The organism is Asticcacaulis tiandongensis (genome assembly GCF_006475605.1).
Lineage (GTDB): Bacteria > Pseudomonadota > Alphaproteobacteria > Caulobacterales > Caulobacteraceae > Asticcacaulis > Asticcacaulis tiandongensis.
In genome coordinates this window covers 1,023,779-1,047,638 of sequence record NZ_SSBC01000010.1, presented here as the reverse complement: position 1 = coordinate 1,047,638, position 23,860 = coordinate 1,023,779, and the positions used below count along the sequence as shown (strand labels likewise).

The 23,860-nt window shown below is 56.0% G+C and carries 25 protein-coding genes; 15 read left to right on the top strand and 10 right to left on the bottom strand.

The window, feature by feature from the left end:
- Nucleotides 1-4 precede the first annotated feature (4 nt).
- Nucleotides 5-379, bottom strand: a complete 375-nt coding sequence (locus E5201_RS09130) for a hypothetical protein (protein WP_140985721.1) — start codon at nucleotides 377-379, stop codon at nucleotides 5-7.
- Between the two features lie 213 nt (nucleotides 380-592).
- On the opposite strand from E5201_RS09130, the gene E5201_RS09125 reads away from it, so the two are divergent.
- The 4 genes from E5201_RS09125 to E5201_RS09110 all read left to right on the top strand — a co-directional run bounded on the left by E5201_RS09125 (nucleotide 593) and on the right by E5201_RS09110 (nucleotide 5,579).
- Nucleotides 593-1,765, top strand: a complete 1,173-nt coding sequence (locus tag E5201_RS09125) for a M23 family metallopeptidase (RefSeq protein WP_140985720.1) — start codon at nucleotides 593-595, stop codon at nucleotides 1,763-1,765.
- 101 nt (nucleotides 1,766-1,866) lie between these two features.
- Complete coding sequence (yajC, locus tag E5201_RS09120) at nucleotides 1,867-2,175, top strand: preprotein translocase subunit YajC (RefSeq protein ID WP_281280214.1); 309 nt, start codon at nucleotides 1,867-1,869, stop codon at nucleotides 2,173-2,175.
- A 108-nt stretch (nucleotides 2,176-2,283) separates the two neighbouring features.
- A complete protein-coding gene (gene secD, locus E5201_RS09115; RefSeq protein ID WP_140985719.1) occupies nucleotides 2,284-4,881 on the top strand; it encodes a protein translocase subunit SecD in 2,598 nt (865 codons plus the stop codon).
- Nucleotides 4,881-5,579 carry a squalene/phytoene synthase family protein gene (locus E5201_RS09110; RefSeq protein ID WP_140985718.1) on the top strand — a complete coding sequence of 233 codons (699 nt, stop codon included), beginning with the start codon at nucleotides 4,881-4,883 and terminating at the stop codon, nucleotides 5,577-5,579. Before secD ends, E5201_RS09110 begins: the two co-directional genes overlap by 1 nt.
- A 114-nt stretch (nucleotides 5,580-5,693) precedes the next feature.
- Here the strand turns inward: E5201_RS09110 and E5201_RS09105 are convergent, their stop codons facing one another.
- Genes E5201_RS09105 through E5201_RS09095 form a run of 3 tightly spaced genes read right to left on the bottom strand, consistent with a single transcriptional unit; the run spans nucleotide 5,694 to nucleotide 8,480 of the window.
- Nucleotides 5,694-6,362 (bottom strand): DUF1353 domain-containing protein, encoded by a 669-nt coding sequence (locus E5201_RS09105; RefSeq protein ID WP_140985717.1) that lies wholly within the window; start codon nucleotides 6,360-6,362, stop codon nucleotides 5,694-5,696.
- Nucleotides 6,363-6,413: 51 nt separating this feature from the next.
- On the bottom strand, nucleotides 6,414-7,772 hold the full coding sequence (locus E5201_RS09100) for an ATP-binding protein (protein WP_140985716.1): 1,359 nt from the start codon (nucleotides 7,770-7,772) through the stop codon (nucleotides 6,414-6,416).
- A gap of 6 nt (nucleotides 7,773-7,778) precedes the next feature.
- Nucleotides 7,779-8,480, bottom strand: a complete 702-nt coding sequence (locus E5201_RS09095; protein WP_140985715.1) for a response regulator — start codon at nucleotides 8,478-8,480, stop codon at nucleotides 7,779-7,781.
- A gap of 151 nt (nucleotides 8,481-8,631) precedes the next feature.
- On the opposite strand from E5201_RS09095, the gene E5201_RS09090 reads away from it, so the two are divergent.
- Complete coding sequence (locus E5201_RS09090; protein ID WP_140985714.1) at nucleotides 8,632-9,909, top strand: NupC/NupG family nucleoside CNT transporter; 1,278 nt, start codon at nucleotides 8,632-8,634, stop codon at nucleotides 9,907-9,909.
- Here the strand turns inward: E5201_RS09090 and E5201_RS09085 are convergent.
- Nucleotides 9,906-10,352, bottom strand: a complete 447-nt coding sequence (locus E5201_RS09085) for a PaaI family thioesterase (protein WP_140985713.1) — start codon at nucleotides 10,350-10,352, stop codon at nucleotides 9,906-9,908. The two genes, E5201_RS09090 and E5201_RS09085, sit on opposite strands and share 4 nt — an antisense overlap.
- 32 nt (nucleotides 10,353-10,384) lie before the next feature.
- Here E5201_RS09085 and E5201_RS09080 point away from each other — a divergent pair, with 32 nt between their 5' ends.
- Nucleotides 10,385-10,657 (top strand): DUF3253 domain-containing protein, encoded by a 273-nt coding sequence (locus E5201_RS09080; protein ID WP_140985712.1) that lies wholly within the window; start codon nucleotides 10,385-10,387, stop codon nucleotides 10,655-10,657.
- Nucleotides 10,658-10,719: 62 nt separating this feature from the next.
- Here E5201_RS09080 and E5201_RS09075 read toward each other — a convergent pair whose 3' ends face one another.
- Entirely contained in the window at nucleotides 10,720-11,082 is a 363-nt protein-coding gene (locus E5201_RS09075; RefSeq protein WP_140985711.1) for a hypothetical protein, read from the bottom strand.
- 252 nt (nucleotides 11,083-11,334) lie between these two features.
- Between E5201_RS09075 and E5201_RS09070 the strand changes: the two genes are divergently transcribed.
- The 3 genes from E5201_RS09070 (at nucleotide 11,335) to E5201_RS09060 (ending at nucleotide 12,961) form a co-directional block, all read left to right on the top strand.
- Nucleotides 11,335-11,754: a RidA family protein gene (locus tag E5201_RS09070; protein WP_140985710.1), complete on the top strand. Its 420-nt coding sequence runs from the start codon at nucleotides 11,335-11,337 to the stop codon at nucleotides 11,752-11,754.
- A 109-nt stretch (nucleotides 11,755-11,863) separates the two neighbouring features.
- Nucleotides 11,864-12,379 carry a glycine zipper 2TM domain-containing protein gene (locus E5201_RS09065; RefSeq protein WP_246050520.1) on the top strand — a complete coding sequence of 172 codons (516 nt, stop codon included), beginning with the start codon at nucleotides 11,864-11,866 and terminating at the stop codon, nucleotides 12,377-12,379.
- Between the two features lie 114 nt (nucleotides 12,380-12,493).
- Nucleotides 12,494-12,961, top strand: a complete 468-nt coding sequence (locus tag E5201_RS09060) for a glycine zipper domain-containing protein (RefSeq protein ID WP_140985709.1) — start codon at nucleotides 12,494-12,496, stop codon at nucleotides 12,959-12,961.
- Between the two features lie 64 nt (nucleotides 12,962-13,025).
- On the opposite strand, the gene E5201_RS09055 is transcribed toward E5201_RS09060, so the two are convergent.
- Complete coding sequence (locus tag E5201_RS09055) at nucleotides 13,026-14,255, bottom strand: RICIN domain-containing protein (RefSeq protein ID WP_181404579.1); 1,230 nt, start codon at nucleotides 14,253-14,255, stop codon at nucleotides 13,026-13,028.
- Between the two features lie 169 nt (nucleotides 14,256-14,424).
- Between E5201_RS09055 and gatB the strand changes: the two genes are divergently transcribed.
- From gatB to otsA, 6 genes are all read left to right on the top strand, one after another.
- On the top strand, nucleotides 14,425-15,921 hold the full coding sequence (gene gatB, locus E5201_RS09050) for an Asp-tRNA(Asn)/Glu-tRNA(Gln) amidotransferase subunit GatB (protein WP_140985707.1): 1,497 nt from the start codon (nucleotides 14,425-14,427) through the stop codon (nucleotides 15,919-15,921).
- Between the two features lie 3 nt (nucleotides 15,922-15,924).
- A complete protein-coding gene (locus E5201_RS09045; RefSeq protein WP_140985706.1) occupies nucleotides 15,925-16,602 on the top strand; it encodes a peptidylprolyl isomerase in 678 nt (225 codons plus the stop codon).
- Between the two features lie 103 nt (nucleotides 16,603-16,705).
- Entirely contained in the window at nucleotides 16,706-16,963 is a 258-nt protein-coding gene (locus tag E5201_RS09040; RefSeq protein WP_140985705.1) for a hypothetical protein, read from the top strand.
- Nucleotides 16,964-17,134: 171 nt separating this feature from the next.
- A complete protein-coding gene (gene otsB / locus E5201_RS09035; RefSeq protein WP_140985704.1) occupies nucleotides 17,135-17,869 on the top strand; it encodes a trehalose-phosphatase in 735 nt (244 codons plus the stop codon).
- Nucleotides 17,857-19,728, top strand: a complete 1,872-nt coding sequence (locus E5201_RS09030; RefSeq protein ID WP_140985703.1) for a glycoside hydrolase family 15 protein — start codon at nucleotides 17,857-17,859, stop codon at nucleotides 19,726-19,728. The genes otsB and E5201_RS09030 overlap by 13 nt, the downstream gene beginning before the upstream one ends.
- The gene (otsA, locus tag E5201_RS09025; RefSeq protein WP_140985702.1) at nucleotides 19,725-21,110 is read left to right on the top strand and encodes an alpha,alpha-trehalose-phosphate synthase (UDP-forming); all 1,386 of its coding nucleotides are present in this window, start codon (nucleotides 19,725-19,727) and stop codon (nucleotides 21,108-21,110) included. The genes E5201_RS09030 and otsA overlap by 4 nt, the downstream gene beginning before the upstream one ends.
- A gap of 46 nt (nucleotides 21,111-21,156) precedes the next feature.
- On the opposite strand, the gene trxB is transcribed toward otsA, so the two are convergent.
- From trxB to greA, 3 genes are all read right to left on the bottom strand, one after another.
- The gene (gene trxB / locus E5201_RS09020; RefSeq protein WP_140985701.1) at nucleotides 21,157-22,134 is read right to left on the bottom strand and encodes a thioredoxin-disulfide reductase; all 978 of its coding nucleotides are present in this window, start codon (nucleotides 22,132-22,134) and stop codon (nucleotides 21,157-21,159) included.
- Nucleotides 22,135-22,211: 77 nt separating this feature from the next.
- Nucleotides 22,212-23,255, bottom strand: coding sequence for a mitochondrial fission ELM1 family protein (locus tag E5201_RS09015; protein WP_246050514.1), 1,044 nt, complete (start codon nucleotides 23,253-23,255; stop codon nucleotides 22,212-22,214).
- A 34-nt stretch (nucleotides 23,256-23,289) separates the two neighbouring features.
- Nucleotides 23,290-23,763, bottom strand: a complete 474-nt coding sequence (gene greA, locus E5201_RS09010; protein WP_140985700.1) for a transcription elongation factor GreA — start codon at nucleotides 23,761-23,763, stop codon at nucleotides 23,290-23,292.
- Nucleotides 23,764-23,860: the final 97 nt, after the last annotated feature.

Below are 23,860 nucleotides of genomic sequence, written 5' to 3'. Positions count from 1 at the left end.
TAAATCAGCCCTTACCCTGCTTGTGTTTGATGATGGCTGAAATCAGGGCAATGACCGCACCGACGCCAAAGCCGATGGCCAGCGCCATGAACAGAGGCCCGCCGCCGTTAAAGCTGAAATAACCGAAGGCGGCGCTCAGGGCGCTGAAGACGGCAATGGTTGTCAGACTGTCCTTGCCGCCCTTGGGCATGTCATTCAGCGTCGCCAGCAATTCCGGTGGCGGTTCCTTGCCCTGTTCCAGATAGGTCTGGATCAGTTTGATGGTTTCAGTCTTGACTTTGCGCTGATTATAGATGGCCCAGTAGCCCATGCCCATGCCCAGCGGCATACCGAGTACTGGAAAAATCAGCCACCAATAGGCATGAAACAGGTTTTCCATAATTTGTCCTCTGATTTATGGGGACACGTTCGTGCCCCCTCCTGTAACTTAATGTCCGCCGTCAGGGCTATGGATGCAAAGCGGACTAATTTTTTTGATTATAATCCCCCATCAGCCGGTCGATTGCCGCCCTTGATAACCTTTCGTTATCCATAATTGGCACATAAGTATCGTGAATGAACCGTTAAGCCTTTTGTGTCGGGAGATATATTGATGCGCGCCGTGACCCGTGAAATTCAAACCGTAAAGCCACGGTCAGGGCAGTGGATCGCAGGCGGCATTGGTCTGGTGAGTGCGCTGTGCCTTATGGGCTGCACCACTAACAGGACGGTGAAACCGCAATATCCGGTTTATATGGAAGACCGCCCGGCCTCGACGCAGCCTATCCCCATGCCAACCGCCCCTGAGGCCAGTGTGCCTCAGGTATCCGATCAGGGGCCAGCCGTTACAGGCACAGGCAGTCAGGGGGCGATTACCTCCACCAATCTGCCGCCGCCACCCTCAACCACCCAGACTCCACCGCCTCCGCCTCCGCCACCGACCGCCGCGACCACGCAGTCGGTTCAGGACGGCTATATCTATTCACTTCAAGCGGGCGACACCCTGTTTGGCGTGTCGCGTCGGTTCGGCGTTCCTATCCGTAATATCTATCAGTTGAATGGTCTGTCGGCTGATTCCGTAACCCGTCCGGGGCAGAAAATTCTGCTGCCCGCTACGGCTGTCGATAAGGGTGTCGAAGAGCGGGCCACGGGTAAGGCGCTGGTTAAGGTTCAGAAGGCCGCTGCCGCTACGCCCGCTGCTAAACCGGCAACGCCCGCGGCTCAGCCCAAGCCCGTCGTGACACCCACGGCTCCGGCAACGACCACCACCACGACGACCACGACCACAGTGACACCGCCTGCGGCACCGAAACCGGTCACGCCAGCTCCGGCCCAGGCCCCTAAACCCGCCGTCTCCGGCGCCTTCCCCAATCAGGCCGAGATCGTCAGACTGGGTAAGGGGCGGTTTATCTGGCCCTATAAGGGGCAGATTCTAGTACCCTTCGGTCAGTTGGCTACCAATGTGCGCAATGACGGTATCAATATCGGCGGGCCGGAAGGCGCAACGGTTGTCTCAACGGCGGCCGGATCGGTCATCTATGTCGGAGACCAGATGAAGGAACTTGGTAACACCATCTACATCAAGCATGATGATGGCTTCTACAGCGGCTATCTGCATATGGCTTCCATCAAGGTGAAAACCGGCCAGAAGGTGGCACAGGGCGAAACCATCGGCACGCTCGGGCGCACCGGCGCTGTGGATAAGCCGCAACTGCATTTCGAGATCCGCTATACGCCGTCCACAGATATCGCCAAACCGATCGATCCGTCGCTGGTACTGCCCTGATAAGGAATCGGTAAGCCCATTGACGTTTTTTATGTTGCGCCTATCTAAGGCCAGCTATATCAACGCAAGCAGCTTATAACAGGTATCAGGAGAATCCCGCCTTGGATCCGAACAACCCTATCGTCAGTATTCTGCCTTTCGTTGCGATTTTCGCACTGATGTACTTCCTTATCATCCGCCCGCAGCAAAAGCGCGCCAAGGAACATCAGACCAAGATCGCTGGCCTGAAGCGCAATGACACGGTGGTGTTGTCGAGCGGCATCATCGGGAAAATCACCCGCGTTGAAGACGCCGAGGTCATGGTCGAAATCGCTTCGGGCGTGAATGTGCGTGTCGTTAAGGGGCTGGTCTCCGAAGTGCGCGCCAAGGGTGAACCGGCTGCGGCGAATTCGACGCCGACCGTTTCTTAATCTGAACCGCTACCGTTATGTGGGTCTGTCCGAAAGGGCAGACCTTGTTTTATGTTCACCTGTGTCGCTGTCATTGCGACAGGGTCAAGCCTTTAAGGGCACACGCTGATGATGGAACTTTCCCGCTGGAAAATTATTATGGTGGCTTTTGTCACCCTGGCCGGCATCTATTTGTCGCTGCCAAATTTCCTGCCCCAAAACGTCAGGGATAACCTTAAGGGCTTTGTGGCACCGAACACGCTTAATCTCGGGCTTGACCTTCAGGGCGGTTCCGAGTTGCTGCTTGAGGTTGATACCGATGCGCTGGCACGGGAAAAGACCCAGAACCTGACCGAAGATGTCCGCGCCCGTCTGCGGGATAACCGGATTGCCTTTTCCGGCCCGAGCATAAGCGGTGACACGGTTTCGGTACGCATCTCCGATGCCGCTCAGGTAGATGCCGCCCAAAAGGCGCTGGCCAATCTGTCCATGCCCTTGCCGCAGAACCAGTCTGTGCGTGACGTCAATATTACCAAAGGCCCTGACCAGACCCTGCGCCTGACCTTTACCCGCGAAGGCCGCAACTTCGAAGCGGCGGCGGCGGTTGACGCCTCCATTCTGGTGGTGCGCAAGCGTATCGATAATCTGGGGACCAAAGAACCGACCATCATGCGTCAGGGCACGAACCGTATCGTGGTGCAGGCCCCCGGCGAAAGCGACCCCGAACAGCTTAAGCGCGTTATCGGCACGACTGCCAAGCTGACCTTCCAGATGGTCGATGTAACTGTAACGCCTGCGGACATTGAGGCTCGTCGTATCCCGCCCGGCACGGAACTTCTGCCGAGCATGGACCCTAACCTCTCATCTGTGGTCGCCGTTAAAAAACGTATTATTGTATCGGGTGATGACCTGACCAATGCCTCGGTTTCGACTGACGAATTCCAGAAACCGGCTATCTCCTTCAGCTTCAATTCTCAGGGCGCGCGCAAGTTTGGCGACGCGACCGCCGCCAATATCGGTAAGCCGTTCGCCATTATCCTCGATGGTCAGGTGGTGTCCGCCCCGAATATCCGCACCGCGATTACCGGTGGTCAGGGTCAGATTACGGGTAACTTCACCTATCAGGAAGCCTCCGAACTGGTGAATGTCCTCAAGGCTGGTGCTCTGCCTGCGCCGCTGAATGTCGAACAACAACGTACCGTCGGGGCTGAACTGGGGGCCGATTCGGTGGCCAAGGGGCAGATTTCGACGGTCGTGGCCTTCCTGTCCGTGCTGGTATTCATGGTACTGGCCTATGGCTTCCTGTTTGGTGGCATTTCGATTGTCGCTATCCTTGTGAACCTGATCCTGTTGATTGCGGCCATGTCGCTGACGCAGGCGACCCTGACCTTACCCGGTATCGCGGGTCTTATTCTGACTCTGGCCATGGCGGTTGACGCCAATGTTCTGATCTATGAACGTGTCCGCGATGAAATCCGTTCGGGGCGTAATGTTATCGGGTCGCTGGATGCGGGTTTCAGCCGCGCTTTGGAAACCATCATCGATGCCAACCTGACCACGCTCGGTGCGGCGATTATCATGTTCTTCTTCGGCGCAGGGCCGGTACGGGGCTTCGCCTGGACATTGTCCATCGGGGTTCTGACCTCGGTATTCACGGCCGTGTTCATCACGCAGGTGCTTCTGGCCTGGTGGTATCGCACCAAGCGTCCGAAAACCGTTCCGGTTGAACATCCGACCGAGAAAAAAGCCTGGCCGCTTATTCGCCTTATGCCGCAAGTCACGAACTTCCAGTTCGTCAAATATGCCAAGGCAGCCGGTGCGGTTTCCGCAGTGCTTTGTGTCGCTTCGGTCTTCTTTACGGTCTATCCCTTTACGCCGCCGTGCGGAGGGCTGAACTGTGGTGTCGATTTCAAGGGCGGTACCGTGCTTGAAATGCGCACCACCTCGGGCCAGATTGATCTGGGACAGGTACGTTCGACACTCGAAGCGCTTGATCTGCACGACATTCAGGTTCAGGCCGTGGGCAGCGCCGGTAACGAAGCCTCGATCCGCTTCGGAACCCCCGAAGGCAATCCGGCAGCAGCCGTTGACAATATCAAGTCCCATGTCGCCGAGCAGATTTCGGGCGCTGAATTTACCCGCACCGAAGTGGTGGGGCCAAAGGTATCGGGCGAACTGATGACCGGCGGGGTTCTGGCTCTGGCCTGCGCTATCTTGCTGATGATGGTCTATATCTGGTTCCGCTTTGAATGGCAGTTTGGTGTGGCCACGGCTATTGGCCTGTTGCACGATGTGCTGCTGACCTTTGGTCTGTTTGCCCTGTTCAATCTTGAATTTACGCTGACGGCGGTGGCCTCCATCCTGACGATTATCGGTTATTCGATGAACGACACCATCGTTGTGTTCGACCGCGTGCGCGAAAACCTGCGTAAGTATAAAAAAATGCCTCTGCGCGATATTGTCGATCTGTCGCTTAACGAAACCCTGTCGCGTACCATCATGACCGGTATCACGACGGTGGGTGCACTTCTGGGGCTGGCGGTACTGGGGGGCGATGTGCTGTTCGTCTTCGCCGTGGCGCTGATCTTTGGTGTGATTATCGGTACCTATTCGTCGATCTATGTCGCGGCACCGATCATCCTGCTGTGGGGCGTCAACCGTAACCCCGGTCAGGTTGAGGTGGTCGATCTTGGGGGGCATAAGCCCAAAAACGTACCGCGTCCCTGATGTCCTCTCCAACGGACATAGACATCGAAACCGAGCCGCGTGATGATATCCTGCGCCTGAGCTATGCCTTCATCGATGATGAGGCACTCAGGGCGCAGGCTCTGGCGGTGGCAGCCTTCCTTGAACTGTTGCGTGAGGTGCCGCAAAAGGTATCGGAGCCCCTTCTGGGGGATATCCGTTATACCTGGTGGTATGAGGCGATTGACGAAATCGCCGAAGGCCGCAAGGTGCGCTATCACCCCTTAAGTGTGGCGCTTGAAGCCCTGATCCGGCAGCATGGCCTTGAGGCCGAACGGTTCCGCGAAGCGATTGATGCCTATCGCCTGCTGCTCGAAGAAGGGCGTCTGAGCCTCAAACAGGCGCTTGAACTGGTCGATGCTGCCGATGTGTCACTGATCCGGCAGGCGGCCACGCTGATATCACCTCATACGGATACGACGGCCCTGACGGCGCCGGTACGTTTTTACGCGCTGGCTTTGATGCGGGCGCAGGGTTTGCTGAACGTCGATGAAGCGGGTGACACCGAATACAGGCACCTGTACCGCGAAGCCCGTCGGGCCCTTAAAACCTTGTCGCCCAAGCTTTTGCCTCTGGCCCTTCCGGCAGCTTTAGCCACCGACCGCTGGACCGGCCACCGGCGCGGGCCTCTGGGGCAGCGCTTCAAGCTGTTCTGGACATTCCTTACAGGCCGTATCTAGCACGGCCTTAGGCCCTGCACCCCTATGAGCCGAGCCAGAATACCCTTTCCATTGCGATAGGAACGGATGATGCCACGCACCTCGGGTGTGACGGGTGCAGGGCCTGAGGCCCTGCTAAAAGCCAAACCGTGACTTTTTCTGAACCGGAGTAGCGGCAACGGGTTTCGGCCCATAGGCCTTCCAGCCCTTGGCGACCATTGCCTCAAAGCCCTTGCATTGCGGTATGACCATCACCACACCGGTCTTTGGCTTGGCAAAGGGGGCAGGGATGCGCTTGTCAGGCTGGGACGGATTGACGAACACCCAATCGGACGGCAAACCATAGCCGCGTTCACCGCCATTGCGTACCGCCTGATAGGCGATCTGGGCCTCGACCTCACTGACATTCCATTTGCGCATGGCGCGATAGAAGATATCGTCGGCATCCTTGCGCTTGCCGGGCTCACCTATGGCATAGAGCCAGTCATGGATAATAGCGGCACGGATGGTTGGGCCGTCTGAACTGACGGCGAACTGAGCAAACCACGGCACAGAGGCAAAATCAGTGCGGAACCATTTGGGCACCACGACGACCTTGCCGGTTGCCTTATCGCAATAGGGGAACTCATCGTTCAGCGTATAAAGCCTGCGGCCGTTCTTGTTGACATCAAACAACAAAACCGGCTGCGGCGACAGGGATGAAGGGGTAACCACCGGCACAACCGGCGTCGGCGCAGGCGTGGTCGCGCAACTCCCCAACAGGGTGGCGGCAGCAAGCGTTAAGGCGGTAAGAGAACGGATCATGGCTCGGTCTGGTTTGAGGGTGTGGGGTCGCTTATAGCTGCATTTCGGCATTTATGTGATGGGGATACCGATATCGGCACGTAATCCACCTTGCGGGCTTTGATCAAGCCGTAACTCACCGCCGTGGCCGCGTACCGTGTCACGCGCAATCGCCAGCCCCAGACCCACACCCTTTTTGTTCTGATTGCGCGAATCATCAAGGCGCGAAAACGGCGTCATGGCGTCTTCACGCTTTTCAGGGGCGATTCCGGGGCCGTCGTCATCGACATAGATGTGCAGCGACTGCTTGCCATTGGACTTATGCTCTATGGCGACCGAAACCTGCACGTTTTTGGCATAATGGAACCCGTTTAACACCAGATTCGACAGGGCACGTGACAGGGCCATCTCCCGCAGGGGAAGGGTTACGTCCTCAGGCAGGGGGATAAATTCCGGCTGGTGTCCGGCGCGCTTCGCCCCGTCGATAACCGACTGAATTAACTGATTAACGAAAACAGGTTGCGGGCTTTCCTGCATCTCGCCACGGGCAAAGGCCAGATACTCATCGATCATATAGGCCATTTCGGACACGTCCTGTTTCATGCGGGTCGTGGCCTCATCCTGCGGGGCCATGGCCAGTTCGAGCTTTAGGCGTGTCAGGGGTGTTCTTAGGTCGTGACTGACCGACGCCAGAAGCGTAGTGCGTTGATCTATATGGCGTTGTATGCGCTCTTTCATCTTGATGAAGTTCTGCGCCGCCGCCCGCACCTCAGAGGCCCCATAGGGCTTGAAGTCAGGATCATCATCACCACGCCCGAATTTTTCGGCAGCGTTAGAGAGGCGCTCAATGGCCCGCACCTGATTACGGATGAACAATATGGCAATGGTCGTTAGCAAAAGCGTCGCGCCGCCCATCCACAAAATAAAGATATGGGCCCGTGTGGCAAAGGCCCGTTCACGGGGAGCAATGACCCGCATGACACCGCCATCAACGGCGACACGAATGTCCACAGCCCCTTGATAACGTGTGGTTTCATACCAGAAGGGATCATCAAGCTGTGCTTCAAGCGCGCCTTTCAAAGACCGGTCAAGCGCCGTCCACGGATTACGGCGGCGGCTGTCAGGCAGTGCCCGATCCGGCTGATAGACAATAGATAATTGCATGGACTTTTGCGCAGCAGCGGCAATCTGAGCCATGTTTTCAGGGGTCGGTTCGCCCTTATAGGCATCGACCGCCCAGCTTATGTCGCCGACAAGCCCTTCGGACAGGCGGGCGGTTACGGTTTGCCAGTGCAAATCGAAAAAGGCCCATGTCACCGCAAACTGCATCAGAGTGATCGGCAGGACGATAATCAGCAGCGACCGTCCCCATAAGGTGCGGGGAAAGCGGCGTTTAATGGCTTGTTTAAAAAGGCGAAAATACGCGCGCATTGCCGATTAATCTGGCGCCAGCATGTAACCTTTGCCGCGCACAGTCTGAAGGTAACGCGGGTTTTTGGGATCCTGCTCGATCTTGCGCCGCAGACGCGTGACCTGAACGTCAACGGCGCGGCCGGTGGTATCCACACTGTCCTTGGCCAGATCAAGACGATCCACCGGCACATTGGCGCGTTCGGCCAGATATTTCAGCAGTTGCGCCTCCGCCTCAGTCAGGCGCACCAGCGACCCGCTTTTGGTCAGTTCGGCGCGTTCCAGATCAAAGCTGAAATTGCCCATATTGATTGACTTGGGCAGGGCAGGCTTAACGCCGGTACGGCGCAAAATTGCCTCGATACGCAGCAGAAGTTCCTGCGGTTCAAAGGGTTTTGACAGATAATCATCTGCCCCGATACTCAGGCCCATGATCCGGTCATCGGGCAAACCACGTGCCGTCAGTATGAGGATCGGCACATTGGAATTGGAACGCACCCACTTTGACAGGGAAAACCCGTCTTCGCCGGGCATCATCACATCGAGAATCAGCAGGTCAAAATCGAGCAGTTGCAACATGCGTCGCGCCGCATCGGCATGGGCCGCCACGGTAACACGGAAGCCCTGACGGCTCAGAAACTCCTTAAGCAGATTGCGGATGCGGTCATCATCATCCACCACCAGAAGGTGGCGGGTAGTGGCGTCATTGCCGGGGGAAGGAGCGCTCACGTCTTGTCCTCAGATTTTGGGGCGGCATAATTTTACATAGACTACAGGTCACGCACATGATTTGTCATCTGTAATTGTCGTGTTTATGTCATGTGAAAGGATTAATGCTCAGGGCACGGAAAAACAGAAGAGGCCTCAGGGGAACTTGGAAATGCTGTCCTACGGTTGGTTGAATGCACAAAGTCTCTTAGGCATTGGGGTGATTATTGCCGTCTGTTGGGCCTTGTCGGAAAGCCGTCGGCAGTTTCCCTGGCGGCTGGTACTCGGTGGCATAGCTGCTCAGATTGTTCTGGTGCTTATTTTCTTTGCCTTTCCGCAATCCAAAGCCTTGCTTGAGAACATAAACGGGGCGGTCGATGCCCTCAATGCCGCTACCTTAAGCGGCACACAGTTCATTTTCGGCTATCTGGCAGGCGGACCACAGCCCTATGTGGTGGAAAATCAGGGGGCACTGTTTGTTTTCGCCTTTCAGGTTCTGCCGCTGATACTGGTGATTTCGGCACTGTCGGCCCTGTTGTGGCACTGGAATGTGCTGAAATGGGTTATCCGCGGGTTTGGTTTCGTCTTTGAGAAGACCATGGGACTGGGCGGGGCTTCGGCGCTGGCGGTTGCCTGTAATCTGTTTTTAGGCATGATCGAAAGCCCGATTGTCATACGCGGTTATCTCGACAAGCTGACGCGCTCTGAGTTGTTTTTGCTGATGACGGTAGGGCTGGCGACGGTCGCCGGGTCAACCATGGTCGCCTATGCGCTGATCCTGCGCGACACCTTGCCTAATGCCGCCGGACACGTGCTGGCGGCCTCGATCATCTCGGCCCCCGCAGGCATAGTCTTGTCGCGCATCATGGTGCCGCAGCAGAAAGACGAAGCGCTGGCTTCCATCGATTATAATTCCACCCTGAAATATGACGGCAGTATCGACGCGATCTCCAAAGGTACGGCGGACGGGTTGATGGTGGTGCTGAATATTTCAGCGATTCTGATCGTGTTTGTAGCGCTGGTGGCTCTTCTGAACGGGTTCCTGGGTCTGTTGCCGGATGTGGCCGGTGCGCCCATCACGCTTGAGCGTATCCTGAGCGTAATTTTTGCGCCACTGGCCTGGCTGATCGGCATTGACTGGCGTGAAGCGCAGACCGCAGGCTATGTCCTTGGGACCAAACTGACCGTGACCGAATTCATGGCCTTTATCACATTGGGCAATATGCCGGTTGAGGCCCTGAGTGAACGCTCGCGCATGATCCTGACCTATGCCATCTGCGGTTTCGCTAATATCGGTTCGGTAGGCATCACAGTAACAGGGCTTGGTATACTGATCCCTGAACGCCGCGAAGAGGTTATGGGTATGGTGTGGAAGGCGCTGTTTGCCGGTTTTCTGGCCACCTGTTTGTCGGCCAGTATAGTGGGGGCTATGCCGACAGGACTGTTTTAAGCACCTGACCGGCTGGAGCGTTTGATAATGCCGGAAAAGGCCATGACCGGCGTGTCATTGGTTGTAATCTGACCGCGCACAAAGATCGTGGATTTGCCTGATCTGACGACCTCGCCGGAAGCGATGATGATATCTCCCAGATTGGCGGGGCTGACGAACTGAGCATCCAGTTGCATGGTGACGCCGCCTGAGGTCTTATTTTCATCCATGGCGATGATAAACAAGGCCGTATCGGCGAGGGACAGCAGGCACCCGCCGTGCATGATGCCGCCACCATTCAGGTGGCGCTGTTCAACCTTCAGGGCTACGCGCATCTGGCCATTTTCATCAGGCTGATAATAAAAAGGCCCAATGAGGTTGACATAGTCATCGTGAAACGGCGAAAGGTACCATCCCTTGAAATCGCCGTCTTCGACCTGAATGGGGGCGGGTTGATCGGCCATGGGATACTCCTTAACGCTACAAAGGCCCGAACATGTCGAACCCGGTGGAAGACCTGATTATCGATCTTCTTTCAAATCTGAAAAATAATGAGACTTTGGGCCCCAATCAAGTCGCAAAGGCGATTAATGCCGAATACTGGCGGCGTCAGTTGCCGCAGGTGCGGGCCGCCATTCAGTCGCTTGAGGATGCCGGACGCATCGAGGTGGTGCGTAAGGGCAAGGTCGTGCCGTTCGAAGGCATAAAGGGTATTTACCGTGTACGACTGGTTAGCGAGTCTGTAGCGGCACCGGAATCAGACGCTTAGTCTTAAACCTAAAGGTTACTGAGGGACGGCCGCCCATCCGAAAAAGGGGCGACCTGTCTCAATCAGCTTGCGGCGGGCTTCGAAAGTTCTTCGCACAGCCAGATATATTCGTCCCATTTCTTGGCATCACTGGCCTTGATGGCCTTAAGCGGTGCCGTGTACTCAGTGACCTGAGCATTTACATCGGTCTCGGAAACCTTGGCCAGAGCCATATAGACCTTTTTCATCTGGTCGCGTTTTGTGGCGGCATCAGTCGTGGTTGCGCCTGTCTCAATCTGAACCTGATAAATACTGGCGCACATGATCGAAATGTTTTTGAGCTGTTCTTCGGTGCTTTGTTCCTGCGCCACAGCAGGCACAAAGGCCGAACTTGTCAGAAGTACGGCCATGCCAGAAACGATGGCTTTTTTAAACGTGGTTTTCATTAATAGGTACCGTTGGTGTGAGTGACGTCCTGTGCCGCTGTTGCCCGTGTTTCAGGCAGGCGTTTCAGGCAAATCATGCCGGTAAAACAACAACTCGCCTACCCCTGTTCAGGGGGGATAAAACGTCTGATTATAGTACTTGCGGGCGGATTATGACTGCAAATTTATATAACGCCTATGCAAACGCATGGTCTTGGTGTGAAAATGAGCTATGCCTTGACGCTAAGTGTGTCATTTGGAAAGGAACAGAGCATGAGTGGTTCAACTGAGACTCCGGTAAAACCTGTCCATGCAGACGGTGCCATTTTCTATATGCATCCGCATCCGCGATCGCCATTCTCTGAGGCCGTTCAGGTTGGCCCTGTGCTTTATCTTTCGGCGATGATCGGACTGGATAATAACGGGCAACTGGTCGAGGGCTTTGACGGGCAGGTGCGCCAGATCATGCACAACAGTCAGGCCATTCTCGAACGCTACAGTCTCAGTCTTGATAATGTCTTCAAAGCGACGGTCATGTTGACGGACATGGACAAATGGGGTGCGTTCAATCGTATCTATAAACCGTTTTTCCAGCCAACCCGTCTGCCGGTTCGCACGGCCTTTGGTGTCAGCGGTCTGGCCTATGGTGCCGAGGTTGAAATCGAATTTCAGGCCTGGATTCTGGGCGCATAGGCCCTCAAAACCCACCAGTTCTTTATTTTTGCGCGACATGTTTCGCGGAGAAGGATTACACGCATTGTCCTATTCTTGAGGTCATGAAACCTTAGGAAAGGCATGTGCTATGATTACGCCTAATATTAAGCCTCTGTTGCTGGCAGCAGGAAGCCTCGTACTCATGGGATCGGCGCCCGCCATGGCCCAGACTCACCATTCCGGCGCAGCCTATGATGGCTATTGCTACCAGAAAAATAGCCAGGCGCGCACAAAGGGCACTGTAATCGGTGTCGCTGGCGGCGCGGTCCTCGGTAACGTGATTGCCGGTAAGGGCAACAAGACCGAAGGCACCGTGCTTGGTGGCCTTCTGGGTGGCATCATCGGCAATCAGGTCGCCAAGAACCGCCAGAATAATAACCAGAATGTCGAGTGTCTTTATGGGCGCTATTACATCTTTGAAAACGGCTATTATGAACCCGATAGTCCGCCTGCAGGGTACACGACAACCTACTTCTATCAGCGCCCGGGTAATGCCGACTATTACGTCCGCCGCAACGGCTATGACTACGAATGGCGCGGATATAATCAATCGAACAATCCGCCCACCTATAATGACGGTGGCTTAAGGCCCTATGGCCAGTAGGCTGAGCTTTTTCCTACCTTAAGTCTTCGTTCAGTTACGGTTCAGGGACGGGGGCTTAAGGTAAGTCATCACGCAGATGATAATTTTGTATAGTTGATTTGAAAGGATTTGAGCATGACCTCCGGATATAAACAGATCGCCGCCGGTGTTGGCGCGGTAGCCATGGCTCTGACATTTATGGGTGCGGCTTCTGCGGCACAGGCGCAAAACCGCTATGACGGGTTCTGCTACGAAAAGGTTCAGAATACCAAGACCAAGGGTACGGTTATCGGTGCAGCAGCCGGTGCAGCGCTGGGCAATGTGGCCGCCAGTGATGGCCGCAAGACTGAGGGCACTATTCTCGGTGGCGTAGTTGGTGCCGTGGTCGGCAACCAGATCGGTGAGCATCAGAAAGAAAAGAACAAGGCCGAATGCCTGAATAACCGTTATTATGTCTATGATGGCGGACGTTATTACACGCCCCCACGGGCACCTGAGGGGTATCGAGTCGCCTATTATAATGAGCGTCCCTACTACGATAGCTACTATACGCACAAAAATGGCAAGGTAAGACAGTACAAGCCAAAGCGTAATTATCGCTAAAAAAAACCGCCGGAGCTTACAGGCTCCGGCGGTTTTTTTATGAGGGTATGCCTGAGAGTCCCCTTTATTGAAGCGGCATAATTCCGGCGGTCGCTCCTGAGAAAAAAGCCCAGTCTGAGGGTAAAATATTAGTTGTCGCATCGTCTGCGCTGGTAACGGACGGGGCCGCCAGACCGTTGACAAACCGTTTGGTCAGGACGCCAGCACCCCCGACGATCAGAGTATTGTTCTGACCGCCAGTGAGGGCGTTTTGGCTATCGGTAGAAACAGGCTTGCCATTGGCACCGGTCACATTTAGAGCCGAGAAACCGGGCTGCATGGAGACGGTCGTGATCTTGCTGTCTGCCCGCAGGCTTTCAGCCAGGGCGGGGCCGTATGAGAAGCTGCCCGCCTCGGTGGCGACTGCCGGATAGAATTTCTGGTTGTCTGTATTGGTGCAGTCCCAGGCAATGACATCCGTACCCGCCCGCGTATCAAAGGCGAATATGTCTGCGCAAAGATTGTCACGGTTACGCAAGGTGCCTTCGGTGGTGAAGGTCCAGTCCTGTCCGGCTGCCCCTGTGCAGGCCTCAAGTCTTAGTGGCTGGCCTTTCTGACCGTAGGACAGGCATTTATCGCCCTGAACAATGGCCCCGGATACGCCGCTTTTGAAGGCAAAGCTCTGGTTGGGTTGGCGGTCGCAATTATCAACCGTGATCGTGCCGCGATTGCCAAGCGTATTGAGACACCGACCTTGTGTGAAATAGCTGGCAATAACGGGCAAGCCCTTAACCGGTTGCAGGGCCGCCGGTGCCGCAGCACTTTGAGTAGGTGTGGCCGAGGTGATTTTTATACGCGTGGCGAAGAAGGCCTGATTTTCCGTGCCGGTACATTCCCAGCCAATGACCGGTGTGCCTGCACCCTTTTGAAAGTTTAGTATATCTGCGCACTGACCGGAATCACTCTGGAGCGTGCCATTGGGGTTAAACGTCCATTTCTGATCATCGGAATCGGCGCAGCCTGTCACCGTCAGGGGCTGCCCGCGTGTGGTGGCCGCAAGGCATTTGTCGCCCTGACGCAGGTGGCCGGTTTCTTCGTCGTAACGCAGCCCCTGAAGCGGTCCCGCATTACATTTATTTATGATGGCGCTGGAATCGCCTTCGCGGGCTTCAAGGCAGTAATCCTTGACGAATTTGGTGCCGACCGACAACTGCATATTGTCTGAGGTCTGAGCCAGTGTGCCACCGGCCAGAAGGGCACTGAAAAGAACGGCAATAAGAGCCATAAACCCTTTGGAGGTTGGTGATAGCGACATGTTACTCTCCCGTAAGGTCGCGTTTACAGCGATCCATTTTTGACGGTATATTGTCAGACATAATGGAGTTTGTAAATGCCGGATACGTTGCGACATATGTTGCGACTGGCCGGTGCTTTTTTTATAAACCGTCTTGGCCACAGACCAGCCTTTCGGCTATAGGAAATTTATGACCGACTCTAAATCAATTCAGGGCCGCACAGGCCCGTGGGAACTCGTTATCGGCCTTGAGATTCACGCTCAGGTGGCCTCGAACTCAAAGCTGTTTTCCGGCGCGGCTGTCGGTTTCGGCGCCGGGCCGAACGAGCAGGTGAGCCTTGTGGACGCGGGCTTCCCAGGCATGTTGCCGGTGCTCAACCGCTATTGCGTCGAACAGGCGGTGAAAACCGGTCTGGGGCTTAAGGCGCAGATCAACACCCATTCGCGTTTTGACCGCAAAAACTATTTTTATCCGGATCTGCCGCAGGGCTATCAGATCAGCCAGCTGTTCTACCCTATAGTGGGTGAGGGCGAAGTGCTGATAGATCTGTCTGATGGCACCTCAAAGCCTGTGCGCATTGAACGACTGCACCTTGAGCAGGATGCCGGTAAGTCGATCCACGATCTTGATCCGAACGCCACCTATGTCGATCTTAATCGGGCCGGTACGGCGCTGATGGAGATTGTCTCGAAGCCTGACATTCGCTCCGCCGAAGAGGCCGTGGCCTATTTCAAGAAAATCCGCACCATCCTTGTGTACCTCGGGACGTCTGATGGTGACATGGAAAAGGGCAATATGCGTGCCGACGTTAATGTGTCGGTGTGCCGGCCTGGTGCCTATGAGCGCTTCCGCGAGACGGGCGATTTCAAGCAACTGGGGACGCGCTGCGAAATCAAGAACGTCAACTCGTTCCGCTTCATGCAGCAGGCGATTGAATACGAAGCCCGCCGCCAGATCGAAATCATCGAGGACGGCGGCACCATCGATCAGGAAACCCGTCTGTTCGATTCGGTGAAGGTTGAGACGCGCTCACTACGTTCCAAGGAAGAAGCGCACGATTATCGCTATTTCCCTGATCCTGACCTGTTGCCGCTAGAGCTTGAACTGGCGTGGATCGAGGACATCAAAAAGTCCCTGCCGGAACTGCCGGACGACAAGCGTCAGCGCTTCATCAGCCAGTATGGTCTCAGTGCCTATGACGCCGGTGTGCTGATCACCGAACAGGCGCGTGCCGACTATTACGAAGCCGCAGCCAAGGGGCGTGACGCCAAGCTGGTGGCCAACTGGGTGACGAACGAACTGCTGGCGCGCCTGACCAAGGATGGTCTTGAGATCGATCAAAGCCCGCTGCCGCCTGCGCATATTGCTGGTCTGGTGGAACTGATCGAGACCAATGTCATTTCCTCAAAGATCGCCAAGACGGTGTTTGAGCATATGTGGGACGGCAAGGGCGATATCACGCCCGCTGAAATCGTTGAAAAACACGGTCTGAAACAGGTTACCGATACCGGTGCCATCGAAAAAGCCGTCGATGAGATCATTGCCGCCAACCCCGATAAGGCGGCCGAAGTGGCCACCAAGCCTCAGGCCATCGGCTGGTTCGTCGGTCAGGTCATGCGCGCCACCGGCGGCAAGGCTAATCCGGCGGCGGTCAATGATATCCTCAAGGCGAAGCTGGGGCTTTAGGCTATGCGGCGCAGGGGCCTTCTGACGACCGGTGCTGTGGCGGGATTTCTGGCGCTCATCGGTTGTGGCCCTAAGCCGGAGCCTGAAAAACCACCGGTTAAGCCCGTGCCGCCGAAGCCGGTGGTGAAAGCCCCAGAGCCGGAACCCGAACTCCCGCCGATTGACGTGCCGGACACAGCGCGCGTCAGGCTTGAAACCACCATGGGCGATATTGTCCTGGAACTGAACGGTAAGGCCGCGCCGATTACGACGGCGAATTTCCTGCGTTATGTCGATGCCGGTAAGCTGGATGGTGCCACCTTCTGGCGGGCCATGAAGTCGCACAATGGTGGGTTCGTTCAGGTATCGACCTCCGGACACCGTTTCCCCCCGATTGCTCATGAGCCAACCAGCCAGACGGGCTTGTCCCACACCAATGGTACCGTATCCATGGCGCGCTATGCGGTAGGTACGGCCTCGCACGAGTTTACACTGTCGGTTGGCGACATGACCTATATGGACGCTGGACGCGACCCTGAGGGTGATAATCAGGGCTATGCCGCCTTTGGCAAGGTCATAAGCGGCATGAGCGTCGTGCGTCGTATCCTGAACAGAAAAATCGCCAAAACCACCAAACCCGGTGGCTGGGACGGGCAGATGCTTGAGGAACCGGTTACCATTATTTCCGGTAAACGCATCTAGGGGCTCTTTCGCTTCTCTTATATCACTCGGCCCTCAAGCATATGTTGGTTTGATAGTCTTTCAGCCTATCATTGATAATAATCAACATATGCGGAGCTGAGACATGCCCTATGTACTGACTCTTCCTGACGTGCCCCCACGCGCCCCTGAAATGCTGGGGGCCGCTGCTGCCGTTGCGGCCGCCGGATTTTTGCTTGTGCCGCTGATCAAGCGGTTTTGTCATGGCTTCATGCATGCGCCTGTCGCCCACAAAACCTGCCTGAAAGATGAAAAGGCCCAGTGGGAAAACATGGACAATGAAAAGGTTGATGACATGGTGGAGGAGAGCTTCCCCGCCAGTGATCCGCCCGCCAACTATTGATGGTGTTTTTGTGCTGCGGTGCAGGGTAACGGGATCGTGAGGCGATCGTGTAAATAGTTCTGAATAATCAGAGTTATGATGAAGAATGCCTAAAGTAATATCTTTGATGTCGCTGAATGATCGTCTCGCGACTGCGTACATCTTCTCTGACCATTTTCTGTGGGGAGCCGGATGAAATCCAAACCCGAATACCTTGATTTAACTAAAATTTCTTTATTTCTTGATCTTGACGGGACGTTGGCACCGATTATGCCGCGTCCCGATGATGTTGTGCCTGATAAACGCCGCACAAAATTGCTCAAAGACCTTCAGGCACGTCTTGAAGGGCGCCTTGCGGTGATATCGGGGCGTGATACGTCAACGATTGATTATATTCTTGAGCAGAGCGTGATGTCTGTGGCCGGTGTGCACGGCCTGCAACGCCGCACGGCCTTTGGTGAACGCATGGATGCGGTGGCATCCGAGGCGCTTGAGGCTGTGGCAGACGTGTTTGGTGAAATGAAAGACCGTCACGACGGCATATATATCGAAGACAAGAGCCTGAGTGTCGCCGTGCATTATCGCCATGCGCCTGAGGCGAAAGAGGATATTATCAACAAGGCGCAAGCTCTGGTGGAGAAGAACGGCCTTAGTCTTCAGGCCGGTCATGAGGTGATCGAACTGCGCACGCACGGTCCCAATAAGGGGGACGCCATTCAGGCCTTTATGAATGAGGCCCCGTTCATGGGCCACAGACCGGTCTTTGTCGGGGATGATCTGACAGATGAGGTGGGGTTTGTCATGGCCCGTCAGGCGGGCGGTTTCGGCGTCAAGGTCGGTGGTGGCCGCAGTGAAGCGGACTATGCTCTGAGCGATCCGGAAGCCGTACTCAACTGGCTTGAGGAGAGTCTGTTATGCCTGACGTAAGTCATGCTGCGGGGGCCCAAACCCATCCGGTGGTGGCAGAACTTTCTGCGCGTCCGTCCCATAGTCTGCACCTTTCGCCTATTGGTAATTGCATGGTATCGGCCCTGATCGACCCGCAGGGGCGTTGGGTCTGGAGTTGTGCGCCGCGATTTGATTCTGATCCGGTCTTTTCCTCGCTTGTGTCAGGCGTAGCCCCCGACACCGAGGCCGCAACCGGGCTGTGGGCCATTGAGGTAACTAATCAGGTATCGGTGCGTCAGGCCTATGCGCGCAACAGTGCGGTTTTGCATACCTGGCTTACTGATGCCGATGGTGCGGCGGTGGAGATCATCGATTTCTGTCCGCGTTTTGAGCGTCTTGAGCGCCTGTACAGTCCGGTTTCCTATTGCCGCATTGTGCGACCGGTCAAGGGGACGCCCCGCCTGAGGGTGCGCCTGAAGCCAACACGTAATTACGGTGAAGCGCTGGCGGAAACTACCTTTGGTTCCAATCACATACGGTATATGTGTGGTGATACGATCTTGCGTCTGACCACCAGTTGTCCGGTCTCGCATATCCTTGAGGAACGTGAGTTCCGCCTTGAGGAAGAACAGATTTTCTTCCTTGGGCCAGACGAAGGTTTTGCGGGTGATCTGCGTTCGACCGTGCATCACATGCTTGAAAAGACCGATCGTCACTGGAAGGCGTGGGTGCGTGGGCTTGCCTTGCCTCTGGAATATCAGACCGAAGTTATCCGCGCTGCCATTGGCCTGAAGCTTTGTGTTTATGAGGAAACCGGCGCGATCATTGCCGCCATGACCACCTCGGTGCCCGAGGCTCCGCATTCACAGCGCAACTGGGATTACCGCTATTGCTGGATCAGGGACGCCTATTATGTGGTGCAGGCCCTAACGCGCTTGGGGACCATGCAGACCCTTGAGAACTATCTCAAATATCTCAGGAATATTGTGGATCGTGCCGAAGACGGCCAGATGCAGCCGGTCTATGGCATCGGCTTTGAGACGGCACTGACCGAATCCGAAGCCCCCTTCCTCAAAGGCTACCAGGGCATGGGGCCAGTCAGGGTGGGTAATCTGGCCTATATCCAGCATCAGCATGATGTCTATGGTCAGATCATCCTGTCCTCAGTCCACGCCTTCTTTGACCAGCGCCTGCTGCGGCCCGGTACGCTTGCCGATTTCGAGCAGCTTGAGGCCGTAGGTGACAAGGCCTTTGAAGTGTTTGATCAGCCGGATGCCGGTCTGTGGGAGTTCCGCACCTTCGCCAAGCCGCATACCTATAGTGCGGTCATGTGCTGGGCGGCCTGCGACCGCCTGTCTAATGCTGCCAGCGTGCTGGGTTTGCCTGAGCGCGCCACGCACTGGAAGGAACGGGCAGACCATATCCGCACCGTCATCGATCAGAGGGCGCTGATTAAGCAGGCGGATGGCACAGAGCTATATTCGTCGGCCTTTGATGTCGATGAGGTTGACGCCAGCATTCTGCAACTGATTGACCTGCGTTATATTCCGCCCGACGACCCGCGCTATCTGGCGACTCTGGCCGCCGTTGAAAAGGGGCTGAGGCGCGGGCCGCATATGCTGCGCTATGCCTTGCCCGACGATTTTGGTGAGCCGGAAACCGCGTTTAATTTCTGCACCTTCTGGCTGATTGAAGCCCTGCATTACGCCGGTCGCAGCGATGAGGCGCGTGAATTGTTCGAAGGCATGCTGAAAGCCCGTACCCCCGCTGGGCTGCTGTCCGAAGATACGTCCTTTGAGGACGGCACGCTTTGGGGGAATTACCCGCAAACCTATTCATTGGTCGGCATTATCAACTGCGCCGTCCTTCTTAGCCGTCCGTGGAAGGATATCCGATGAGCCGCCTGATTGTTATTTCAAACCGCGTCAGCGCCCCGACCGATAAGGCGGGGGTCGCGGTGGGTGGTCTGGCCATGGCCTTAAGCGCCGCCTTGCGCGAAGGTAACGGCATGTGGTTCGGCTGGAGCGGTGAGGTAGCCGAAACCTCCGGTCAGATTTCCGTACAGCGCATTGGTGGCGTGACGGTCGCCCTTACGCACCTCGATGAGCAGGATGTACACGAATATTATAACGGCTATGCCAACAAGACCCTGTGGCCGCTGTTTCATTACCGCCCTGATCTGGTGAGTTTTGAACGCTCGTTTGACGAAGGCTATGCCCGCGTCAATCAGCGCTTCGCCGAAGGGGTAGCGCCACTGCTGGTCGAAGATGACCTGATATGGGTGCAGGACTATCACCTTATCCCGCTGGCGGCCAAGCTGAGAGAGCAGGGGGCAAAGAACCGGATTGGTTTCTTCCTGCATATTCCCTGGCCGGCCATGCGCATATTGATGACCCTGCCCAAACATCTGGAACTGGTCAGGACGATGTTCGACTATCACCTGATTGGCTTCCAGACCGAAGACAGTGTCAGCGCCTTCCGGGAATATGTCCTCAATCATGCCGGTGGCGAGGATTTGGGTGATGGACGTGTGAAGGCCTTTGGAAAAGTGACGCATATTGCCGCCTATCCTATCGGCATTGACGCCAAAGAATTTGTCGAGTCTTCCCAAAGCCCGACGGCAGCGGCCTATTGCAAGCGCATGCGCACCTCACAGAACGGTCGTAAGATGATGATTGGCGTTGAACGGCTTGACTATTCCAAGGGGCTTGAGGAACGCTTTGTCGCCTATGACCAGTTCCTGCGCGACTATCCGCAATATGAGAACAATGTCTTTTTGCTTCAGATCGCTACGCCCTCGCGTGAAGAGGTCGACGCTTATCAGGATATCCGCAACCGTCTGGACAGTTTGTCGGGCCATATCAATGGTGAGCATGCGCAGGTCGATTGGGTGCCGATCCGCTACGTCAACCGCTCGTATCGTCGGGATGAACTGGCGGGCATCTATCGCGCGGCGCATGTCGGTCTGGTGACGCCGCTGCGGGACGGGATGAATCTGGTGGCAAAGGAATATATTGCCGCTCAGGATCCCGACGATCCCGGCGTGCTGATCCTGTCGCAATTTGCCGGTTCAGCGGAGCAGATGAAGGATGCGCTGATCGTAAATCCGTTTGACCGTGAAGCCGTGTCGGAAACCATCCATGAGGCGCTTTCTATGCCGCTTGCGGAGCGTAAGCGGCGCTATGAGGCCCTGATGCACGGGGTTATGACCGATGATGTGGTCAGTTGGCGAGAAGCCTTTGTCCGTGACCTGAAGGCGGAAGTTCTGGAAACTTTATAAAAAAGCCTCCCTGATTGTCAGGGAAGCTTCGCTTTTATGTGTCACCTTAGTAGGCGCCGATTTTCTGATCCTGAGCGTGGTGGTCTTCTTCAGCCAGAAGGCGAACCGCCTCAAGGGCCGCCTGACAGCCCATGCCTGCGGCGGTTACCGCCTGACGATAGACGTCATCGGTCACGTCACCGGCGGCAAATACGCCCTTGATGGCGGTTTTGGGGGTGCCGGCTTCAACCTTGATGTAACCGCCTGTGTTGAACTCAAGCTGACCGGCAAACAGCTGCGAGGCCGGTGCATGGCCAATAGCCACGAACACGCCATCGACATCAAGGGTGCTGAGTTCGCCGGTATTGACGTTTTTCAGACGAACACCGGTGACCCCGAGCGGATCGGTTTCGCCGATGATCTCATCAATGGCCGAGTTCCACACCGGCACGATTTTCGGTTCGGCCAGCATACGTTCGGCAAGGATTTTCTCAGAACGCACCGAATCGCGGCGGTGGATCAGATAGACCTTTGAGGCGAACTTGGTGAGGAACAGGGCTTCTTCGACAGCGGTATTGCCGCCACCCACCACGGCCACGGCTTTGTTGCGATAGAAGAAGCCATCGCAGGTGGCGCATGCCGAGACGCCGAAGCCCTGAAAGGTCTTTTCCGACTCAAGACCCAGCCACTTCGCCTGAGCGCCGGTCGAGATGATCACGGTTTCGGCCAGAAACTGCTGACCGCCATCGGTTTCCAGCAGGAACGGGCGGCGCGTCAGGTCGGCCTTGACGACAATATCATGGATGATTTCGGCACCGACATGCTCGGCCTGTGCCTGCATCTGCTCCATCAGCCAGGGCCCTTGAATGACGTCGGCAAAACCGGGGTAGTTTTCAACATCGGTGGTGATGGTCAGCTGGCCGCCAGTTTGCGGGCCGGTGAAAACGACCGGATTTAGCAAACCCCGCGCCGCGTAGATGGCCGCTGTCCAGCCTGCGGGGCCGGAACCGATAATGGCGCAACGAAGGGGGCGGGGAGTGGTCATGGGGACAGCCGATTCTCAGGTTTGAAAGACAGGCCCTTTAGATAATGAGGCCGAACCCGCTTGTCACCCCCCTCAGGTCACTTGCTCAGGCGGTCAGGATATTTTTCATTAAACCGCTTCAGGACTTCGGTCGCCGCGCGTGTGGTTTCATCCAGCGGCTGATAGTTCCAGTGGCGCAATTCGCCGGAAAAGGGCCGTGCGGCCCCGTAATCCTGCAAGCCCTTGTGAAACAGGTCAAACTTCTGCCCTGCGCCACGGCGGTCGGTTTCGAGTATATGGACGGGTTTGCCTGTGGCTGCCGCCTCGGTGGCCATATTGACCGAATCGTCGGTCACCAGAATGTGGTCTGCGGCCTGAAGGAAGGCGAAATAGGGGTTAGGGCCTTCGCCGTCATAGATAATGCCCTTATGGTCTTTCAGGGCGTCCATAAGGATAAGGCGTGCGGCCTCAGGTGTGCGGCGTGAGACACTCAGAAGCAGGGTGGCGTTTTGGCGTTTGACAGCGGTTTTTATCTGTCGCGCCAAAGTTTCGGCTCGTTCGGGGCTGATGGTACGGGTTTTCGATTTGCCGCCAATCAGTACAGTTACATAGGGGCCACCCAGCGCTTCGATCTGATCGGTAAAGGCGGCATATTCGGACTTAAGGCGCGTCAGGCTAACCCGATGGGTGGCCCCCTGAAGGGACAGGACATTGTCGCCGCTGACCTGATCATGCTGGGGGGCGATCACCAGATCATAGGGCGCAAGTGCCGTACGCGGGTTTTGTAACTGCACCACAAAGGTTTGATCTTTTGAGCGCTTTTTCAGGCGCAGGCTGTGGGGCAAGGTCGCGCGTCCGGCGGCAATCCAGATATCGGGGAAGGGCGGGCCGATAATATCCGAATCGCGCTTAAGCATTCGGTCTGGCCACAACTTGAGGGCGGTCGGAAGTGCGTCAAACATCCGGCGATAGCGGATATGACGCACAATGATCTGGGCGGGAACCTGAGATGCTATGGCTTCAGCAAGACCCAATACCTGATTGTGGATACCGGCGCGCCCGTCCGAAACCGCCCAGACAGTAAGCTGTCTGACGGGCGGAATAATAAGCGAGTCTGCCGTAACAGGGGGGGCAATAATCACAGGCTTAACCTCTTTTACGCCGCCCCGCTATTGATCAGATCCACTCGACTTTCAGGATTTCATAGGCCTTGACGCCGCCGGGGGTAATCACCTCAACGACATCGCCGACTTCCTTACCAATCATGGCGCGGGACAGGGGAGAAGACAGCGAAATGCGGCCAGATTTCACATCGGCCTCGTGCTCACCGACCACCTGATAGCGGCCTTCTTCTTCGGTATCTTCGTCGACGACCGTAACGGTCGCGCCAAACTTCACCTGATTGCCGGAGAGTTTGGAAACGTCGATCACCTGAGCACGGCTGATCTTATCTTCGATATCGGCGATCTGACCTTCGATCCATCCCTGACGCTCCTTGGCGGCATGGTATTCGGCATTTTCCGATAGGTCGCCATGCGAACGGGCTTCAGCGATCGCAGCGATCACGGCAGGACGTTCCACGGACTTCAAACGTTTAAGATCATCGTCGAGGGCCTGATAGCCCGCGCCGGTCATCGGCACTTTTTCCATGTGCGATTAATTTTCTTAAATTACGCCCTGAGTGGAAGACAAATAAAGCAACTTCGGTTGAGGGCGCCTGCAACCGATTGAAAACATAGTGGCGGAA

Coding starts and splice junctions, on each gene's coding strand:
- E5201_RS09130 (WP_140985721.1), bottom strand. CDS start 379: ATGGAAAACCTGTTTCATGCCTATTGGTGGCTGATTTTTCCAGTACTC.
- E5201_RS09125 (WP_140985720.1), top strand. CDS start 593: ATGCGCGCCGTGACCCGTGAAATTCAAACCGTAAAGCCACGGTCAGGG.
- secD (WP_140985719.1), top strand. CDS start 2,284: ATGATGGAACTTTCCCGCTGGAAAATTATTATGGTGGCTTTTGTCACC.
- E5201_RS09110 (WP_140985718.1), top strand. CDS start 4,881: ATGTCCTCTCCAACGGACATAGACATCGAAACCGAGCCGCGTGATGAT.
- E5201_RS09105 (WP_140985717.1), bottom strand. CDS start 6,362: ATGATCCGTTCTCTTACCGCCTTAACGCTTGCTGCCGCCACCCTGTTG.
- E5201_RS09100 (WP_140985716.1), bottom strand. CDS start 7,772: ATGCGCGCGTATTTTCGCCTTTTTAAACAAGCCATTAAACGCCGCTTT.
- E5201_RS09090 (WP_140985714.1), top strand. CDS start 8,632: ATGCTGTCCTACGGTTGGTTGAATGCACAAAGTCTCTTAGGCATTGGG.
- E5201_RS09085 (WP_140985713.1), bottom strand. CDS start 10,352: ATGGCCGATCAACCCGCCCCCATTCAGGTCGAAGACGGCGATTTCAAG.
- E5201_RS09080 (WP_140985712.1), top strand. CDS start 10,385: ATGTCGAACCCGGTGGAAGACCTGATTATCGATCTTCTTTCAAATCTG.
- E5201_RS09075 (WP_140985711.1), bottom strand. CDS start 11,082: ATGAAAACCACGTTTAAAAAAGCCATCGTTTCTGGCATGGCCGTACTT.
- E5201_RS09070 (WP_140985710.1), top strand. CDS start 11,335: ATGAGTGGTTCAACTGAGACTCCGGTAAAACCTGTCCATGCAGACGGT.
- E5201_RS09065 (WP_246050520.1), top strand. CDS start 11,864: ATGATTACGCCTAATATTAAGCCTCTGTTGCTGGCAGCAGGAAGCCTC.
- E5201_RS09060 (WP_140985709.1), top strand. CDS start 12,494: ATGACCTCCGGATATAAACAGATCGCCGCCGGTGTTGGCGCGGTAGCC.
- E5201_RS09055 (WP_181404579.1), bottom strand. CDS start 14,255: ATGTCGCTATCACCAACCTCCAAAGGGTTTATGGCTCTTATTGCCGTT.
- gatB (WP_140985707.1), top strand. CDS start 14,425: ATGACCGACTCTAAATCAATTCAGGGCCGCACAGGCCCGTGGGAACTC.
- E5201_RS09045 (WP_140985706.1), top strand. CDS start 15,925: ATGCGGCGCAGGGGCCTTCTGACGACCGGTGCTGTGGCGGGATTTCTG.
- E5201_RS09040 (WP_140985705.1), top strand. CDS start 16,706: ATGCCCTATGTACTGACTCTTCCTGACGTGCCCCCACGCGCCCCTGAA.
- otsB (WP_140985704.1), top strand. CDS start 17,135: ATGAAATCCAAACCCGAATACCTTGATTTAACTAAAATTTCTTTATTT.
- E5201_RS09030 (WP_140985703.1), top strand. CDS start 17,857: ATGCCTGACGTAAGTCATGCTGCGGGGGCCCAAACCCATCCGGTGGTG.
- otsA (WP_140985702.1), top strand. CDS start 19,725: ATGAGCCGCCTGATTGTTATTTCAAACCGCGTCAGCGCCCCGACCGAT.
- trxB (WP_140985701.1), bottom strand. CDS start 22,134: ATGACCACTCCCCGCCCCCTTCGTTGCGCCATTATCGGTTCCGGCCCC.
- greA (WP_140985700.1), bottom strand. CDS start 23,763: ATGGAAAAAGTGCCGATGACCGGCGCGGGCTATCAGGCCCTCGACGAT.